A 16,165-nucleotide genomic window follows, 5' to 3' on the forward strand; every position below is an offset into this window, starting at 1 on the left:
TTATGCGGCGCGGTGCGCGCAAGCGTCACACCGATTCCTCCGGCGTGTCCTCTGGCGATCGTCCGGCGCCGCGGCGCAACGACACCTTGCGCTCGGTGGCGGTGGGTTCCTCGGCCGCCTCGAATACGGCGAAGTCCAAGAGGGAGTCGGCGGCGACGCTGCGCGGCACGGTGGCGATGCCCGCCCACCGGTCGTCGACGGCCCATCCTCCGCCGATGCGTCGGGCGCCCTGCCGTGGCCGGCAGGCACGCAGGTGGCGGGTACGGCGGTCGCGATTCACTGTGATTCCTCCGCGGCGATACTTTCGATTACCGGCTGTAGGTCTTCGGCCAGCAGGGACCGCAGGAAGACCGCGGCGACCCGGTGTTGCCGGTCGAGGACGAGCGTGGTGGGGATGACACTGGTAGGGAAGTTCCCGCCGAGCGCCAAGAGCGTGCGCATCGACGGGTCGTAGACGGACGGGTAGCCGACCTTGTTGTCGACCACGAAATCCTGGGCCTTGTCCTGTTGCGGATCGCGGACGTTGATCCCGAGGAATGCGACGCCTTTGTCCTTGGTCGCCTCGTAGACCTGTTCCAGGGCGGGCGCCTCGGCGCGGCACGGACCGCACCACTGGCCCCACAGGTTGAGCACCACGACCTTGCCCGGGTAGTCCTCGACCGAGGTGGTCTTGCCCGCCGTCATCAGGTCCGGGCCGGCCAGTTTGCCGATGGTGCCGCGCGCGGCGGGCGGGTCGTAGCGGATGTCGGTCTTGCCGCCGGGCGAGACGAATTCGAAGGTGCCGCCCGAGGCCACCGCGTCCGAACCGGTCGAACAACCCGCGAGCGCGGCGATCAGCGCCACGCACGCGAGCAGAACCGGCAGTGCCCGCCCGGTGCGCACCGAGGGCGGGAGGGGGAACGCGGTGGAGCGGGTCATGCGCCGTGCACCGACGGGTCCGAGCCGCCCGCGGGCTCGGAGTAGACGATGTCGACGAGCGTGTCGCCGTGATAGACCAGCGAGGTCAGCGATGCGAGCGAGCACTGCCGCTGGCGCGGGTCGTGCCAGAGCCGCTGCCCCTGCAGAAGCCGCCGCAGCGTCCACACCGGTAGCTGGTGCGAGACGAGCACCGCCTCCCGGCCGGCCGCTTCGACCCGGGCTTTGTTCACTGCCGCCAGCATGCGGTGCGCGATCTGCAGGTAGGGCTCGCCCCAGGACGGGGTGAAGGGGTCGCGCAGCTTCCACCAGTGCCGCGGCTTGCGCAGCGCGCCGTCGCCGACCGACACGCGCAGGCCTTCGAAGGTGTTGCCCGCCTCGATGAGGTTCTCGTCGGTGCGGACGATGAGGTCGTGCTGCGCGGCGATCGGCTCGGCGGTCTCCTGGGCGCGCTGCAACGGCGAGGCGATGACCAGCGCGATGTCGTGATCGGCCAGGGTCCGCGCGACGGCGGCGGCCTGCGCGCGCCCCGCCACCGAGAGGCTGAAGCCGGGCAGGCGGCCGTAGAGAATGCCATTCGGGTTGTGCACCTCGCCGTGCCGCAGCACGTGCACGATCGTCTCGATGGCGGCGCCGCCGTCGTGCACCCGCTCGGCGGCGCTGATCCGGCCCTCGGCGCGCTCGACCGGCTCGGGGGCCTCGTCCTGCGCCGGGGCGGCCTCGGGGTCCTCTTCTGCCCCGGCCTGCGCCGTCGCCCCCGCGGCCGCGGCGAAGTGAGCGCCCGCGTCGACCAGGCTCGATGCCATGGGCTCGGTGGTCGCGGACCGGGTCGCGGCGGCGAATTGCTCACCCGCGTCGATCACGGTCGCCTCCGCGACCGGGTCGATGACCGATGCGACGGCGACCGCGCCGTTGGTCGCGGTCACGTCCGGCTCGGCGGACGGCTTGGCCGGCTCGCGCCGGTCGGCATCGGGCTGATCGAGGTCGGAGGTCACGCGCGGGATCCTTCGGGGGTGGCGGCCGCCGCCGCGTGCGCGGCGGCGGGCAGGGCGGCAGCGATACGGTCGAACGCGTCCTCGTCGAGCGCCGCGGAGACGAACCACGCTTCGAACGCGCTCGGCGGCGCGTACACGCCACCGTCGAGCAGGGCGTGGAAGAACGCGGGGTAGCGCCAGGTCTCGCTCGCCTTGGCGGCGGCGTAATCGGTGACCGGGCGTTCGGCGAAGAACACGCTCACCATATTGCCTGCGAATTGCACCTGGTGCCCGACCCCCGCGGCGGTCAGCGCCGAGCCGAACAGCTCGCCGAGCCGCTGCGCGTTGCGGTCCAGCGCGGCGTAGACCGCGTCGTCGGCCGCCCGCAGCGTGGCAAGGCCCGCGGCCACCGCGACCGGGTTACCGGACAGCGTGCCCGCCTGGTAGACCGGGCCGAGCGGCGCGAGGTGGTTCATGACCTCGGCGCGTCCGCCGAACGCGGCCGCCGGCAGTCCGCCGCTCATCACCTTGCCGAAGGTGTAGAGATCGCCCGCGACGCCTTCCCGGCCGAACCAGCCCGCACTGCTGACCCGGAAGCCGGTCATCACCTCGTCCATGACGAGCAGCGCACCGTGCTCGGTGGTGAGGGCGCGCAGGCCCGCGTTGAAGCCGGGCAGCGGCGCGACCGCGCCCATGTTGCCCGCCGCCGCCTCGGTGATCACGCAGGCGATCTCACCGGGGTTCGCGGCGAACGCGGCGGCAACGGCGTCGAGGTCGTTGTAGGGCAGCACGATGGTGTCGGCCGCCTGCGCGCCCGTCACGCCCGGCGAGGTGGGCAGGCCGAGCGTGGCGACGCCGGAGCCCGCGTCGGCGAGCAGCGCGTCGACGTGACCGTGATAACAACCGGCGAACTTGATGATCTTGGTGCGGCCGGTGTAGCCGCGGGCCAGCCGGACCGCGCTCATGGTTGCCTCGGTGCCGGAGTTCACCAGCCGGACCCGCTCCACCGGCGTGACCCGGCGCACGATCGCCTCGGCGAGTTCGATCTCGGCTTCGGTCGGCGCGCCGAAGGACAGGCCGCCGCTCGCCGCGCGGCGCACCGCCTCGACGACCGCGGGGTGCGCGTGGCCGAGGATCATCGGCCCCCAGGAACAGACCAGGTCGACGTACTCGTTGCCGTCGGCGTCGACGAGCGTGCAGCCGGCGGCCGAGGCGATGAATCGCGGTGTGCCGCCGACGGATCGGAATGCCCGCACCGGAGAGTTGACGCCCCCGGGAATCACCGAACTCGCCCGGTCGAACAGCTGAGCGGAAACCGGCACCGTCGCACTGGTCACGCGCGGAGAAGAACTCACGCGTTCCAGTCTCGCAGCACCGAAAAATCGGTTCGACGACAGGGTGTAGTGCAGTGATGCAGGCCGCAGCCGTCCGGCAACACGCCGAGGTGAGGTTCGCGCGAAATTCGATCGCTGGACGGTTGCCGGTGCGTAGTCTCAGCTCACATTCGTCCATCATTCGGGAGGGTCTGCATGCGGATTGCCATCGTCAGCGTGGGTGTGCTCGCCGTCGTCGCGGGAGCCGCCGTGACTCTCGGGGCCGGGTCCGCCGCCGCGCAGCCGTTCGATCAACTCGACCAGGCGCGGCTGGCCATCCCGCTGGACCACACGGCGACCACCATGCTGGCGGGCGGACCGATCCCGGCGCTGGTCACCATGGTCGTCCCGCCGAACCGGATCGGCGCCGGGCTGAAGGACGACTCGGCGATCTACCGCGACGATCGCGGGGCGGTGCACGCCACCTTGCGCCAAGTGGTGCTGGAGGCCGCAGGCCATCCGGACGGGACGGTCACCGTCTATCTGAACGCTCCCGGCGCCCGCAACGGCCGGGTGCTGGATATCTACCAGCACTGGAACTGAGCGGGCGCCGGGACGCCGCCGTCAGGCGTACATGCACGGGACCTGCGCCGACATGGTGTGCAGGAAGCACATGAACCCGTTGTAGGGGCCCGCTGAGCCCGAATCCGGCACGAGAATCGGCGCGTCGACCGGGTTCGCGTTCTCCAGGGGCAATCCCGGGTTCGCGCCCGCGGGCGCGGCCCCGATCCCGAGGGCGGCAGCCACGGCAAACGCGGCACAGATCTTCACGGCGAACCGGTTCATCAAACACTTTCCTTCATTGACGCGCGTTCCAACTACGGCCGAAATACTAACGGCCCCAGAGCCATTCCAGCCAAAGCGCACAGTCGGCAGGCATCGGGCAGCGGACGGAGCGCGGTTGCACGGTAACTCGCTCGCGCGCCGTCCGCAGCGGTTCGCAGGCAATCCGTGGCTACGTGAGGCCCAGGCAGAACTTGGCGAACCCGGTGGTCACCAGGCACGCCAACGGCGTGGGTAGCAAATGCAGCAACGGTGCGGGCGCAGTAGCGGCGAAAACCGGTGTCGCCGGAACAGGTGTTCCGGCAACGGCTTCGGCGGACGCGGTGGCGGGAGCGGCTGCGGCCGCGCCGATCACACCGGCCGCCACCGCACCGAAAAGTGTTCGCTGGACAGTTGGTTTCATGTCCGTGGCATTCCCGCGTTCCGCGAGGTCAAACGCTCGCAAGCGGACTCGCGCCGATCAGCCGCCGGTCGCGGCGCCACGACGAACGCGCCGGAGCCGGGCCACGGCGTCGATGGCGAGCACACCCGCCACCGCGACGAGCAACGTGGCCAGCAACCACCAAGGGCCCGTGTAGCGGATGGCGGTGAAACCCGGGGCGTCGCCGGCCGGCGCGAAGTCGGTGGTGCGCACGCCTGCGCGCGCGCTCAGCGCCGCCGCGATCAGGGCGAGCACGAACAGATCCAGTTCCACGAGCACCGCGACGATCCAGCGCCTCATCGGTCCACTCCGTCCGAACTGCGCTGGACGGCTTCGGTCAACGCCGTTCGCAGCGCCTTGTGGTCTCTGGCCCATGCTTGCACCAGGCCGCCGTCGGCCAGCCGCAGCCCGACGCCGGTGCGGCGGCGGGGCACCCCACTCAGCTCGCCGAGCGCCCTGGCCGACTCCCACTCCTCGTCGTCCCAGGAATCCTCGTCGCGCTCGGGAAGGACCTCCGCGATCGAATCCAGCGGTAGCGACTCGGTGCCCGAACGCAGCGTCTGCGCGGTGAGCTCGACACTGACGTGCCGCTTGCCCGCGACCACCTGCAGTGCGACGAAACCCGCGATCAGCGCGGCGCAGAACACCAGGGCGAACCAGTGTACGGCGCCACCTGTAACGAATTCGAGGACGAGAACGGCCAGGCACAGGATCGGCCCGTAGGCCACCGCGCGCCAGCGGGCGCCGGGTTCGGCGAACAAGACGGCGGCAGCGGTCATGCCGGGCCTCCCGCGGCAGCGCGCGCCGACATGGCGAGAAGTGAGATCAGCGACTCAGGCCGGGCAGCAACAGCACGGCGACGGTCAACACGGCGAACAGGATCAACAGACTCAAGACGGCCAGATCCCGCCGAATGCTGTGCGGCTGCTGGATCACCACTCGCATCGATGCCTCCGATCCTCCGGAGCCATCTGCCGAGTTCCCGCACGAAATACACGACAACGCATGACGAACGACTACCGGTTCCCACGTCCACTGTGACAACCCTCACCATACATGCCGGACTGTCTCGGACAAATTGGGAACGTGTTGCATCAGCGCCTGCCGGGCAGGAAGTACGCGGTGGAATCGGGCCGGTGGGACAGATAGATGGCGCCTACCGCCAGCACCGCCTGCACGATGGACGCGCCGCCCGCCACGAGCGAAGCCGTCCCGGCCACCGCGTCGATCGCCAGCAGCGCGCCGACGCCGATCACCACCACCCAGGCGCCCACCACCGTCAGCACGGTGCGCGCCCATGGCTTGCCGCGCCCGAACTGGTGCACGATCACCGACGCCAGCGCCGCGACACCCAGCCCGATCAGCACCACGACGACATAGACCAGCGACACCATCAACTCAGCGCTGGCCATCGTGACCTGCGGATCCTGCACTCTGGCCTGCTCGAAGACCTCTTCGGCGAACGTGCGCCGCTGATCCAGCGCGGCGACGATCGAGGCGATCAACTGCACGACGCCGAAGCCGATCACACCCCACCACAGCTGCCGCGCGGTACCGACGTCCTCCGGCATCGGGGGCCGGGCCGGGCCCGCGGCGCACGGTCCCGCCATATTCGTCACGACAGCCAGTTCGCGGCCTCGGTCGCCCAGTAGGTGAGCACGATGTCCGCGCCCGCGCGGCGGATACTCATCAGTGACTCGAGGACGGCGCCACGGCGGTCGATCCAGCCGCGCTCGGCGGCGGCGGTGATCATCGCGTACTCCCCGGAGATCTGGTAGGCGGCGACCGGGACCGTCGTGCGATCGGCGACCTCGCGCAGGATGTCCAGATACGACATGGCCGGCTTCACCATGACGATGTCCGCACCCTCGGCCAGGTCCAATTCCAGTTCGCGGATCGCCTCGCGGCGGTTGGCCGGATCCTGCTGGTAGGTGCGCCGATCGCCTTCCAGCGAGGAGTCGACGGCCTCCCGGAACGGGCCGTAGAACGCCGAGGCGTATTTCGCGGAGTAGGCCAGGATCCCGGTGTCGATGCGTCCGGCCGCGTCCAGGCCGCGCCGGATCGCCCCGACCTGGCCGTCCATCATGCCGCTGGTGCCGAGCAGGTCGGCGCCCGCCTCGGCCTGGGCCAGCGCCATCTCGACGTAGCGGTCCAGCGTCGCGTCGTTGTCGACCGCGCCGTCGGCGGCGAGCACGCCGCAGTGGCCGTGGTCGGTGAACTCGTCCAGGCAGGTGTCCGCCATGACCACGGTCGAGTCGCCCACCTCCTCGGCGAGCGCGCGCAGGCCGCGGTTGAGAATGCCGCGCGGGTCGCTGGCGGCGCTGCCGACGGCGTCCTTGTCCTCCGGGCACGGCACGCCGAAGAGCATGATGCCGCCCACACCGGCCGTGACGGCCTCGACGGCCGACTTGCGCAGCGAGTCCAGCGAGTGCTGCACCACGCCCGGCATCGAGCCGATCGGGCGCGGTTCCGCCAAGCCGTCGGCCACGAACATCGGTAGTACCAATTGTCGTGGTTCGAGTGTCGTTTCGGCCACGAGACGACGCAAAGCCGGGGTGCGGCGCAACCGCCGTGGGCGGTCCATTCCGGTCATGAATCGCACGATACGCCCGGTGTGATCGGCTGTCGCGAGCGCCCGTCGCCCGCTTGCGCCCCCCGGCCCGTTACGCGGCGATCAGCCTTGTCATCCGACTGATAACGGTGTGTGAAATCACACCTCGCACTGCGCGCGGAGGCGCATACTCCGACTAGGGGCGAGACCCGCTGGGGGACAGCATGACCGATCCGCACATCGACATCTCGCTGGCCAGAGCCGCCGACTTCGAGTCGTGGGTGGCGGTACTGCTGTCGGACTGGTGGCCGGTACTGACCGACGGTCTGCCCCCGCCCGCGACCGCACTGCGAACCTGGCGCGCCACCGACGCCACCGGGCAGAACTTCAGCGTGGAGTTCCTCGCCCGGCAATCGGCCGCCTCCGGGGTGATGCCCTGCGCGCACGTAGCCTTTCCCGGCCTCGGCATCCGTCCCGACGAGCACGAGTGGGTGCGCAGCCGGGGGACGCATCTGGTCGGCGGCACCGAGGACGCCACGGTCCAGCTGTGGTTCTCCGACACCGCCCGCTGCGTCTTCCTGCGCTTGCGGAGCAGGCCGTGCCGGGTGCTGGAAGAGGCGGGCCGACTGCTGCGCCCCGGGGCGGAAATCAGCCTGCGGTTCCCCTGCACCACTTCGGGGCCGCTGGACGTGCGGGTGGCCCGCAACAGCGCACGGCACTTGCTCGCCGAGCACAGCGCACGCCATGCCACCCCGGCCGACCCCATGCAGCTCGGTCCGCCACAGCGGGTCGCCGACATCGGCTGGGCCTTCATCTTCCCGTGGTCGACCACATCCTGGTACCTCGACGGCTCCGTGCCCACGCTTCCGCCGGGCAGCCGCGGGCCGATCGTAGTCGTCAAGGACACCGGACACACCTGGCTGCTGGACAGCCTCCGCAACTACGATGCGCAACTGGCCGCGTACGCGCGGGCGAACGGGTACCGCGCCCCGCTCCAACAGGCGCGATGATGGACAGCGTGGATTCCGCGGAGTCTCGCGAGGCGGGGTGCTGAGATGACCGAGCGACCGAGTGAGGTCGAACTGCTCGCCATGCAACGACGCGCCGAAGCGCTGTGGGATGCGGGCGACACGGCGGGCGCCGAACACTGGCTGCGCCGGGCCGCCGCGGGTGGCAGCGCGCCGGCCATGGGGATGCTCGGCGCCCTGCTGGGGGCCGACGGCCGGATCGGCGAGGGCATCAGCTGGCTGGAGACCGCCGCCGCGCGCGGCAATGCGGCGGCGGGGATGCAGCTGGGCTTGCTGCACACCGAGCGCGGAAATCTGGACGAGGCCGAGCGCTGGCTGCGGCCTGCGGCCGAGCGCGGATTGCCCGAAGCCCTCTGCAACATGGGCGTACTCGCGAATCGGCGCGGCCGCGACGAGGAGGCCGAGCAGTGGTATGAACGAGCGGTTCGCGCCGGAAATCCTACGGCCATGCGCAGTCTGGGCCTGCACCTGGCGCGTCGCGGCGAATTCGACCGGGCGATCGACCTGCTCACCGAGGCCGCGCGCCGCGGAAGAACCGATGCGATGGCGGTGCTGGGCGCGCTGCACCTGGACCGCGGCGACCGAACCGGGGGCGAGCAGTGGCTGCGCAAGGGCGCCGAAGCGGGTGACCCCGACTCGATGTTCCATCTCGCGCTCTTACTGCGCGCCTCCAACACGCCTTACCTGGCAGGCGATTTCACCGACCCCGAGGTGCTGCGAACCGCCGCCGCCATCGCGACCGGCCGCACACCGGCGCAGCGGGAAGCTCGGCAGTGGCTGGAACGCGCCGCGGCACTGGGCCATCCGCAGTCGCTGCGGCTGTTGCACGATCTGTGAGCCGCCGACCGCGTGAAAGCCCTTGTGGCCTGCGAACTTGTCGGTCCCCCACGGTAGAATCGAAGATACGTTCGAGGGGGCTTCCGCCCCCGATCGCCACGGGAGGGATGCCAATGCGCACACCACAAACCGTTCTCATCGATCGCCCCTACGCCCCGCTGGAGAAGCGCCGGCTGCCCGCGGGTCGTCCCCGGGCGTGGTATGTCCTGCACAACCGGCGGCTGAAGGCGATGCGCCTGGCGATCGCGCTGCTCGACTCCGGCGTCTACGCCCCGAGTTATGCCACGAACAAGCGGATCAGGCACACCGCCGAGGTGATCGGCATCCGATTTCCGTCCGACGCCACCTGCTCCATGGTCCGCACCTTGATGCGCAAGCGGTACTGAGCGCCGATCCTCGTTCCGGGCTCGCGGTCGCGAAGGCGGTATCGCAGCGCGCCTTCGCGACCGCGCACGAACGAAAGGGCGACCATCTCGGTGCCCGGCACGAGCCCACATCACGATGCAGGTCGTAACGCGCCGCACGATATCAACCGCCTCGCCCGGGCACCCCGGCAGCGAGACCGAGCAATCGAATACAGCTACCTACTGCGGCGGCTCTTCTTCCGCGGAGGCGGCAGGAGGCCTTCGGCGCGCAGCCGGGCCGCGTGTTCGGCCAGCGCTTCGACCAGGGGACCGACCTGGGCCACGTCGGGCTGCACGTCCACGCGCAGACCGAATTCGATGGCGGTCTCGGCGGTCTTGGGGCCGATGCACGCCACGATGGTGCGCGCGTGCGGCTTGCCCGCGATGCCCACCAGGTTGCGCACCGTGGAGGACGAGGTGAACAGGACCGCGTCGAAGCCGCCGGTCTTGATCATCTCGCGGGTCTCCGCGGGCGGCGGCGAGGCGCGCACCGTGCGGTAGGCCGTCACGTCGTCGATCTCCCAGCCGCGGTCGCGCAGGCCCTCGGCCAGCGTCTCGGTGGCGATGTCGGCGCGCGGCAGCAGCACCCGGTTCACCGGGTCGAACACGTCGTCATAGGGCGGGAAGTCGGCCAGCAGCCCCTCGGAGGACTGCTCGCCGCTGGGCACCAGCTCGGGGTTGATGCCGAACGAGCGCACCTTCTCCGCGGTGGCCTCGCCCACGCAGGCGATCTTCACGCCGGAGAACGCCCGCGCGTCCAGGCCGAACTCGGCGAACTTCTCCCACACCGCGCGCACCGCGTTGGTGGAGGTGAACACCACCCACTGGTAGCGGCCATCGACCAAACCCTTGACCGCGCGCTCCATCTGGGCGGGGCTGCGCGGAGGCTCGACCGCGATGGTCGGCACCTCCATCGGGATGGCGCCGTGCGTCACGAGCCGTTCGCTCATCTCCGCGGCCTGATCCTTGGTGCGCGGCACCAGCACGGTCCAGCCGTACAGCGCGCGCGACTCCCACCAGGACATCTTCGACCGGTGCGCGACCACCTTGCCGATGGTCACCACCAGCGGGCCGACCAGCTCCGAGGCCGCGCTGTTCAGCGTGGCCAGGGTGGCTTCGATGGTGCGCTGCTGGCGGGTGGTGCCCCGCACCGTCACCGCGACCGGGGTTTGCGGCGCCATGCCGTGCTCGACCAGGGCGCTCGCGGTCTCGGCGAGATGCCCGGAGGTCGCGTGCAGCACGAGCGGGCCGGGGGCGGCCGCAAGCGCGGCCCAGTCGACCTCGCCGCGCACGTCCGCCTCGGTGTGCCCGGAACCCAGTGCGATGCCCGCGTAGCTGGGCACCGCGGAGCCGTTGGGCAGGCCGGGCAGCACCTCGAAGACCATGTGCGACCTGGTGACGGCGTTGACTTCGGCGATCACCGAGTCGGTGGTCAGGGGATCGCCCGCGACCACACGCACCACGTCGTGCCCGGCGCGCGCTTCGGCGATCAGCGTCTTGGCCACCTCGGCGGGCTCGCCGAGCGCGGGCCGCACGTCGACGGGACGTTCCCCGTCCGGCCCCGGCTCGACCGAGGTACCGATCAGGGCGAGCACGCCCTTGTCGACGTCCGGGTCGGTGAACGCCAGCGTCGCCCGTCCGATCACCTCACGGGCCCGGACGGTGAGCAACGCCGGGTCACCGGGACCCGATCCGACGAAAAGGATGCGACCGGGGTGCTTCTTCGTGGCTCGGCTCATGCCTGCACCTCGCTTGCGCTCGGCTCCGGCATACCCGAGGGCACGGTGCCTGTGCTTCCGCTCATCGGCTGTTCTCCATTGGGCTGGGGTTGGGCAAGTCTGTGGCGGGCGAACTCACCGCCCGGGTGGGGGAACCGTGGTCCGGTTCGGCGGCGAGCAACTCGCGCGCACCCATATCGAGCAACTCGCGGGCAAGCGCGCGGCCGAGCTCTTCCGCATCAGCCGGGGCGCCGACCACCGAGGCCCGCAGCACGTCGGATCCGTCGACGGCCGCCGCGCAGGCGCGCAGCGACAGCTCGTCCACGATCCGCCCGTCGTCGTCGAGCGATTCGACCACTTCGGCGAGTGCGCCGATCGGCGCGGTGCAACCCGCCTCCAGTTCGGCCAGCAGCGACCGCTCCGCGACGACCGACGCGCGGGTGGCCGCGTCGTCCAGTCCGGACAAAATCTCCACCAGCGCGCCGTGGTCGCTGCGGCATTCCACCGCGAGCGCGCCCTGAGCGGGCGCCGACAGCATCTGCACCGGTTCCAAAGCCTCGGTGACCGCGTCCAGCCGGTCGATGCGGGCCAGTCCGGCTCTGGCCACCACCACGGCGTCCAGCTCGCCCTCGCTGACCTTGCGCAGGCGGGTGTCCAGGTTGCCGCGCAGCGGGACGACATCCAGGCCGAGCCCGAGCGCCCGCAGTTGCGCGGCGCGGCGCGGGGCGGAGGTGCCGACCTTGGCGCCGGCGGGCAGCTCGCCGAGCACCAGCCCGTCGCGCGCGACCAGCGCGTCGCGCGGGTCCTCCCTGGGCGGGATCGCGGCGATGGTGAAGCGCGGGTCCTGCGCGGTGGGCAGATCCTTGTAGGAGTGCACAGCGATGTCGATCGCGCCCGCCGCCAGCTCGTCGCGGAGCGCGGAGGTGAACACGCCGACGCCGATCTTCTGCACCGGGTCCGACGACAGGTCGCCTGCGGTCTTGATGACGACCAGCTCGGCCGGCTGCCCGGCCGCGATCAGCGCGTCGCGCACCGTGCCCGCCTGGGTGAGCGCGAGCAGGCTCCCCCGGGTGCCGATCCGCCACGGGGTACGGGTGCCCTCCGCGGTCGCCTTGTCTTCTCGGTGCACCATGGTCATGCCGTCTGCCCCTGTTCCTCGCCGCGATGGCCTGCGGTGAAGTCGTCGGCCAGCGCGATCTCCGCGTCGGCCGCTGTGATCTCCGCATGATCTCCGGCGAGCGCGGTGATCTCCATCGGCGCGGCGACCGCTTGGGCCGCACCTGGTTTGAGTTCGAACAATTCGCGCAGCGCTTCGGCGTAGCTGTCACCGCCCGGCGTGGACGCGAGCTGCTTGACCCGCACCGTCGGCGCGTGCAGCAGCTTGTCGACCACCCGGCGCACCGTGCGCGCGACCTCGTCGCGTTCCGGGTCGGCCAGGCCGGGCAACCGCGAATCCAGCCGGAGGAGCTCGGCCTCGACCACCTCCGCGGCGCGCTGGCGCAGCGCCGCCACCGTCGGGGTGACCTCGGCCATCCGCTGGCCCGCAAGGTATTTGGCCAGTTCGTCGGCCACGATCGACCGCGCGGCCGCGGTGTCGTCGGCGGCGGCGCCCGCCGCCGGATCGCGCTGCAATGTCTCGATATCGATGAGCGTGACGCCGGGCAGTCCGGCCACGGCGTGCTCGACATCGCGCGGCAAGCCGAGATCGCAGAACACCAACGGCCGATCCACGGTGGCGAATTCCTCGCCGCGCTCGCGCTCGGTGAGCGCGCGGTGGGTGTCGGCGAGCGTCACGACCGTGCCGACCGCACCGGTGCAGGTGACCACCACGTCGGTCGCGGCCATCGCTTCGGTGAGCCGCGACAGCTCCATGGCCTCGGCCTCGACGCCGTGTGTTCGCGCGGTCTCCGCGAGTCTGCGCGCCCGCGCGAGCGTGCGGTTCACCACGATGATCCGGCCGATCCCGGCGCGCGAGAGATGCGCGACCGCAAGACCGCCCATGGCGCCCGCGCCGACCACCGCGGCGGTCCGGTCGGCCAGCGGGCCGAGTACCTGCTGCGCGCGATCGAGCGCCACCGACACCACCGACGCGCCCGCGCGATCGATGCCGGTTTCGGCGTGCACCCGCTTGCCGACCCGCAGCGCGTGCTGCGCCAGCTCGTGCAGGGTCCGTCCGACCGCCTGCTGCGCGTCGGCGGAGGCGTAGGCGCCGCGGATCTGGCTGAGCACCTGCTGCTCGCCGACCACCATCGAGTCCAGTCCGCTGGCCACGGCGAACAGATGCTCGGCGGCGGCCTCGGAGTAACGGACGTAGGCGTGCTTGGTCAGATCGGGCATCGGCAGGCTGGAGTGCTTGGTCAGCAGGTCGCCGATCTCGGCGAGACCGCCGTGGAAGGCGTCGACCACCGCGTAGACCTCCACCCGGTTGCAGGTGGAGACGATCATCGCCTCGGACACGTGGCTGGAGGAGATCAGGCGGTCGATCAGTTTCGGCCGGTCGGCATCGGTGACGGCCACCTTCTCCAGGACCGGGACCGGCGCGCTGCGGTGCGAGATGCCGACGAGGAGAACGCTCATGCCGCCACCGTCCCGGCACGGGCGGGACCCACCGCCGTGCTGTGCTGCATGATTCGCTCGCTGCGCTCACTCATGGTGTGACCACCGATCCCTTGCTGCTTGGCTCCGTTGCCGTATGCGAGGTTGCCGTATGCGGGGTTGCCGAGTGCTGGAGCGCCGGGTGCGCGGGCGCCGCGTGCGGCGTCGGCAGACGGTGCGCGATGCGCCCCGACCCGGCGTGCGCGACCTCCGGCAGCGGGGGCTGCTCGGCGTTGCGCACCCGTTCGAACGAGAGCATCTGCATCTCGACGGCCAGGTCGACGCGACGGACCTCGACCGTCGCCGGTGCGACCAGCTCGCAGGGGGCGAAGCTCAGAATCGACTGCAGTCCGGACGCGACGAGCCGGTCGCACACGTCCTGGGCGGCATCGTCGGGCACGGTGATGACCGCGATGGTCGGCGACAGATCGGCGACCGCTGCGGCCAGCTCGGTGACGTCACGCACCACCAGGCCGGCGACCGGTATGCCGATCACTCCAGGGTCGCTGTCGAAAATGCCGACCACCGTGAACCCGCGCCGCCGGAACCCGCCGTAGCCGACCAGGGCGCGGCCCAGGTTCCCCGCGCCGACCAGCACGACACGGTGGCCCTGGGACAGGCCGAGGACGTCCTCGATCCGGGCGCGGAGCTTGGCCACGTCGTAGCCGACGCCGCGAACTCCGTTGGGGCCGAGAAAGGACAGATCCTTGCGCAATTTGGCCGAATTGACACCCGCCGCGACAGCCAGTTCCTCACTAGATACGATGGCAACACCGTCGTCGGCCAACATGGCGAGGACCCGGAGGTAGGTAGCCAGCCGCGCGACGGTGGCCTGCGGGATGTCCTTCTGCAGAGCCCTGCCGGAGACGCCACCTGGCGCCTCATGCTGCTCTGTCACGTCGTCGGCTCCTCGTCCCGGGCCTCGGGCTCCGGTTCGTCGCTCGACCCCGCTGACCCGGGGACGGTCCGGTGCCATGGTGTCGAAGTTTCGGATTTCGGGGCGGCTCCGCAGCCTCGGCATGCGGGTCGCGTGCCACCACCGTAACTGCTTGTGAAGCCCTGCACAAAGTCGGTGAAATTGGCCTCATTTTCCGCCGCGACCAGCACAGCGGCCGAATCGGACGGAAAACGGCGTACTCAGCGCTTCAGGTCCGCCCGCAATCGGGTCTCGTCGACATCGAAATAGCTGTGTTCGCGACCGTCGAGCAGAACGACGGGAAGCCGGTCGCCGTACTCCGCGCGCAGGCCAGGGTCGGTAGCGGCGGCTTCGTCGACGTCGACGGTCCCCGGTTCGATGCCGAATTCGGCGCAGATCGCGCGCAACTGTCGCAGTGCGATCGCACACAGCCCGCACCCCGCGCGGGTCAGCAATGTCACCGAATGTGTGGGATTGGTCATGACCGAAATTTAATCCGGGGCCGAACACCGCGGGGGCTCGGTGCGCGCCACGCGAATGTGTCGCGCGCCGCCTTCTGCCGTGACTGTCGCATGATCCGGCTACTGTTGACATGGTTCGCGCGACGGGCGGAGGTACTGGTGCCGGAACGATCGAAGGTGGCGAGGGCCGGATTCATCGCGGGACGATTCGGTGAGTTTCCGGCGCGGTGGAACCTGAGCCAGATGGGCCAGGGTCTGCAAGACCAGCTCGCCCGCATCTCGCGCAGCCCCTTCGGCCCGAGTGAAGAGGAATTGCGGGCCAATCTGGCCGGTGAGGCGAGCGCCGACGCGGCGCTGACCCTGCACGACGCGGAACTCGCCGCGGGCGAGGCGGAAGCCGGCCTCGAGGCGCCGCGCGACCTGACCGCGGCGGCGTTCTTCGACGTCGACAACACCATGGTGCAGGGCGCCTCCATCGTGCATTTCGCCCGTGGTCTGGCGGCGCGCAAGTACTTCAAGACCTCCGATCTGGTGGACGTCGCCTGGAAACAGGTGAAGTTCCGGGTCACCGGCAAGGAGAACAGCACCGATATGGCCAGTGGCAAGGAGAAGGCGCTGGCGTTCATCGCCGGGCGCTCGACCGCTGAACTGGCCGCGCTGGGCGAGGAGATCTACGACGAGATCATCGCCGACAAGATCTGGCCCGGCACTCGCGCGCTCGCGCAGATGCATCTGGACGCGGGCCAGCAGGTGTGGCTGGTGACCGCGACCCCGGTGGAGCTGGCGCAGGTGATCGCCAAGCGGCTCGGGCTCACCGGGGCGCTGGGTACCGTGGCCGAGAGCGTGGACGGGACGTTCACGGGGCGACTGGTCGGCGACATCCTGCACGGCCTGGGCAAAGCGCACGCGGTGCGCACCCTGGCGATCCGCGAGGGCCTGAACCTCAAGCGCTGCACCGCGTATTCCGACAGCCACAACGACGTGCCGATGCTCTCGCTGGTCGGCACCGCCGTGGCGATCAACCCCGACTCAGACCTCCGCGAAGTCGCCAAGAACCGCGGTTGGGAGATCCGCGACTTCCGCACCGGCCGCAAGGCCGCGAAGATCGGCGTGCCCACCGCCCTCGCCCTCGGTGCCGCAGGCGGCGCGGTAGCCGCGGCGGTCACACGCCACCGCGATGGTCACTGAC

Annotated in this window: 20 protein-coding genes; 5 read left to right on the forward strand and 15 right to left on the reverse strand. The window is 70.7% G+C overall.

What is annotated here, in order from left to right; translation table 11 throughout:
- Positions 1-25 precede the first annotated feature (25 nt).
- From NA8_RS18550 to hemL, 4 genes are all read right to left on the reverse strand, one after another.
- On the reverse strand, positions 26-280 hold the full coding sequence (locus NA8_RS18550; RefSeq protein ID WP_063051628.1) for a hypothetical protein: 255 nt from the start codon (positions 278-280) through the stop codon (positions 26-28).
- Positions 277-918, reverse strand: a complete 642-nt coding sequence (locus NA8_RS18555) for a TlpA disulfide reductase family protein (RefSeq protein ID WP_084466902.1) — start codon at positions 916-918, stop codon at positions 277-279. Before NA8_RS18555 ends, NA8_RS18550 begins: the two co-directional genes overlap by 4 nt.
- Positions 915-1,721, reverse strand: coding sequence for a histidine phosphatase family protein (locus NA8_RS18560; RefSeq protein WP_439957400.1), 807 nt, complete (start codon positions 1,719-1,721; stop codon positions 915-917). Before NA8_RS18560 ends, NA8_RS18555 begins: the two co-directional genes overlap by 4 nt.
- A gap of 185 nt (positions 1,722-1,906) precedes the next feature.
- Complete coding sequence (gene hemL, locus NA8_RS18565) at positions 1,907-3,244, reverse strand: glutamate-1-semialdehyde 2,1-aminomutase (RefSeq protein WP_063051629.1); 1,338 nt, start codon at positions 3,242-3,244, stop codon at positions 1,907-1,909.
- Between the two features lie 174 nt (positions 3,245-3,418).
- On the opposite strand from hemL, the gene NA8_RS18570 reads away from it, so the two are divergent.
- Positions 3,419-3,805: a hypothetical protein gene (locus tag NA8_RS18570; RefSeq protein ID WP_063051630.1), complete on the forward strand. Its 387-nt coding sequence runs from the start codon at positions 3,419-3,421 to the stop codon at positions 3,803-3,805.
- Between the two features lie 21 nt (positions 3,806-3,826).
- Here the strand turns inward: NA8_RS18570 and NA8_RS18575 are convergent, their stop codons facing one another.
- The 6 genes from NA8_RS18575 to hemB form a co-directional block, all read right to left on the reverse strand.
- Positions 3,827-4,048, reverse strand: coding sequence for a hypothetical protein (locus NA8_RS18575; protein ID WP_063051631.1), 222 nt, complete (start codon positions 4,046-4,048; stop codon positions 3,827-3,829).
- Positions 4,049-4,217: 169 nt separating this feature from the next.
- Complete coding sequence (locus tag NA8_RS18580; protein ID WP_157106768.1) at positions 4,218-4,448, reverse strand: hypothetical protein; 231 nt, start codon at positions 4,446-4,448, stop codon at positions 4,218-4,220.
- Between the two features lie 57 nt (positions 4,449-4,505).
- Entirely contained in the window at positions 4,506-4,766 is a 261-nt protein-coding gene (locus NA8_RS18585) for a hypothetical protein (RefSeq protein ID WP_063051633.1), read from the reverse strand.
- Positions 4,763-5,245 carry a transport-regulating membrane protein Mce1N gene (gene mce1N / locus NA8_RS18590; RefSeq protein ID WP_063051634.1) on the reverse strand — a complete coding sequence of 161 codons (483 nt, stop codon included), beginning with the start codon at positions 5,243-5,245 and terminating at the stop codon, positions 4,763-4,765. Before mce1N ends, NA8_RS18585 begins: the two co-directional genes overlap by 4 nt.
- A gap of 315 nt (positions 5,246-5,560) precedes the next feature.
- Entirely contained in the window at positions 5,561-6,076 is a 516-nt protein-coding gene (locus NA8_RS18595; RefSeq protein ID WP_063051635.1) for a hypothetical protein, read from the reverse strand.
- Positions 6,077-6,081: 5 nt separating this feature from the next.
- Positions 6,082-7,059 (reverse strand): porphobilinogen synthase, encoded by a 978-nt coding sequence (gene hemB / locus NA8_RS18600; RefSeq protein ID WP_063051636.1) that lies wholly within the window; start codon positions 7,057-7,059, stop codon positions 6,082-6,084.
- A gap of 182 nt (positions 7,060-7,241) precedes the next feature.
- Between hemB and NA8_RS18605 the strand changes: the two genes are divergently transcribed.
- From NA8_RS18605 to NA8_RS18615, 3 genes are all read left to right on the forward strand, one after another.
- Entirely contained in the window at positions 7,242-8,027 is a 786-nt protein-coding gene (locus NA8_RS18605; protein WP_063051637.1) for a hypothetical protein, read from the forward strand.
- A gap of 45 nt (positions 8,028-8,072) precedes the next feature.
- Positions 8,073-8,882 carry a tetratricopeptide repeat protein gene (locus NA8_RS18610; RefSeq protein ID WP_063051638.1) on the forward strand — a complete coding sequence of 270 codons (810 nt, stop codon included), beginning with the start codon at positions 8,073-8,075 and terminating at the stop codon, positions 8,880-8,882.
- A 113-nt stretch (positions 8,883-8,995) separates the two neighbouring features.
- Entirely contained in the window at positions 8,996-9,268 is a 273-nt protein-coding gene (locus NA8_RS18615) for a hypothetical protein (RefSeq protein WP_157106769.1), read from the forward strand.
- 194 nt (positions 9,269-9,462) lie between these two features.
- Here the strand turns inward: NA8_RS18615 and NA8_RS18620 are convergent, their stop codons facing one another.
- From NA8_RS18620 to NA8_RS18640, 5 genes are all read right to left on the reverse strand, one after another.
- Positions 9,463-11,025, reverse strand: coding sequence for a bifunctional uroporphyrinogen-III C-methyltransferase/uroporphyrinogen-III synthase (locus NA8_RS18620; RefSeq protein WP_063051640.1), 1,563 nt, complete (start codon positions 11,023-11,025; stop codon positions 9,463-9,465).
- A gap of 61 nt (positions 11,026-11,086) precedes the next feature.
- Entirely contained in the window at positions 11,087-12,142 is a 1,056-nt protein-coding gene (gene hemC / locus NA8_RS18625; protein ID WP_063051641.1) for a hydroxymethylbilane synthase, read from the reverse strand.
- Complete coding sequence (locus NA8_RS18630; protein ID WP_063051642.1) at positions 12,139-13,581, reverse strand: glutamyl-tRNA reductase; 1,443 nt, start codon at positions 13,579-13,581, stop codon at positions 12,139-12,141. The genes hemC and NA8_RS18630 overlap by 4 nt, the downstream gene beginning before the upstream one ends.
- Before the next feature lie 70 nt (positions 13,582-13,651).
- Positions 13,652-14,497, reverse strand: coding sequence for a redox-sensing transcriptional repressor Rex (locus tag NA8_RS18635; RefSeq protein ID WP_063051643.1), 846 nt, complete (start codon positions 14,495-14,497; stop codon positions 13,652-13,654).
- Positions 14,498-14,736: 239 nt separating this feature from the next.
- Positions 14,737-14,997, reverse strand: coding sequence for a glutaredoxin family protein (locus NA8_RS18640; RefSeq protein ID WP_063051644.1), 261 nt, complete (start codon positions 14,995-14,997; stop codon positions 14,737-14,739).
- A gap of 222 nt (positions 14,998-15,219) precedes the next feature.
- On the opposite strand from NA8_RS18640, the gene NA8_RS18645 reads away from it, so the two are divergent.
- Complete coding sequence (locus NA8_RS18645) at positions 15,220-16,164, forward strand: HAD family hydrolase (protein ID WP_063051704.1); 945 nt, start codon at positions 15,220-15,222, stop codon at positions 16,162-16,164.
- Position 16,165 lies beyond the last annotated feature (1 nt).

The organism is Nocardia arthritidis NBRC 100137, assembly GCF_001612765.1.
GTDB classification, from domain to species: Bacteria; Actinomycetota; Actinomycetes; order Mycobacteriales; family Mycobacteriaceae; genus Nocardia; species Nocardia arthritidis.

Excerpts from the sequence above, each read along its gene's own strand:
- NA8_RS18555 (WP_084466902.1), bottom strand. The coding sequence starts at position 918 with ATGACCCGCTCCACCGCGTTCCCCCTCCCGCCCTCGGTGCGCACCGGG.
- NA8_RS18560 (WP_439957400.1), bottom strand. The coding sequence starts at position 1,721 with ATGGCATCGAGCCTGGTCGACGCGGGCGCTCACTTCGCCGCGGCCGCG.
- NA8_RS18570 (WP_063051630.1), top strand. The coding sequence starts at position 3,419 with ATGCGGATTGCCATCGTCAGCGTGGGTGTGCTCGCCGTCGTCGCGGGA.
- NA8_RS18575 (WP_063051631.1), bottom strand. The coding sequence starts at position 4,048 with ATGAACCGGTTCGCCGTGAAGATCTGTGCCGCGTTTGCCGTGGCTGCC.
- NA8_RS18580 (WP_157106768.1), bottom strand. The coding sequence starts at position 4,448 with ATGAAACCAACTGTCCAGCGAACACTTTTCGGTGCGGTGGCGGCCGGT.
- NA8_RS18585 (WP_063051633.1), bottom strand. The coding sequence starts at position 4,766 with ATGAGGCGCTGGATCGTCGCGGTGCTCGTGGAACTGGATCTGTTCGTG.
- mce1N (WP_063051634.1), bottom strand. The coding sequence starts at position 5,245 with ATGACCGCTGCCGCCGTCTTGTTCGCCGAACCCGGCGCCCGCTGGCGC.
- NA8_RS18595 (WP_063051635.1), bottom strand. The coding sequence starts at position 6,076 with ATGGCGGGACCGTGCGCCGCGGGCCCGGCCCGGCCCCCGATGCCGGAG.
- hemB (WP_063051636.1), bottom strand. The coding sequence starts at position 7,059 with ATGACCGGAATGGACCGCCCACGGCGGTTGCGCCGCACCCCGGCTTTG.
- NA8_RS18605 (WP_063051637.1), top strand. The coding sequence starts at position 7,242 with ATGACCGATCCGCACATCGACATCTCGCTGGCCAGAGCCGCCGACTTC.
- NA8_RS18610 (WP_063051638.1), top strand. The coding sequence starts at position 8,073 with ATGACCGAGCGACCGAGTGAGGTCGAACTGCTCGCCATGCAACGACGC.
- NA8_RS18615 (WP_157106769.1), top strand. The coding sequence starts at position 8,996 with ATGCGCACACCACAAACCGTTCTCATCGATCGCCCCTACGCCCCGCTG.
- NA8_RS18620 (WP_063051640.1), bottom strand. The coding sequence starts at position 11,025 with ATGAGCCGAGCCACGAAGAAGCACCCCGGTCGCATCCTTTTCGTCGGA.
- hemC (WP_063051641.1), bottom strand. The coding sequence starts at position 12,142 with ATGACCATGGTGCACCGAGAAGACAAGGCGACCGCGGAGGGCACCCGT.
- NA8_RS18630 (WP_063051642.1), bottom strand. The coding sequence starts at position 13,581 with ATGAGCGTTCTCCTCGTCGGCATCTCGCACCGCAGCGCGCCGGTCCCG.
- NA8_RS18640 (WP_063051644.1), bottom strand. The coding sequence starts at position 14,997 with ATGACCAATCCCACACATTCGGTGACATTGCTGACCCGCGCGGGGTGC.
- NA8_RS18645 (WP_063051704.1), top strand. The coding sequence starts at position 15,220 with ATGGGCCAGGGTCTGCAAGACCAGCTCGCCCGCATCTCGCGCAGCCCC.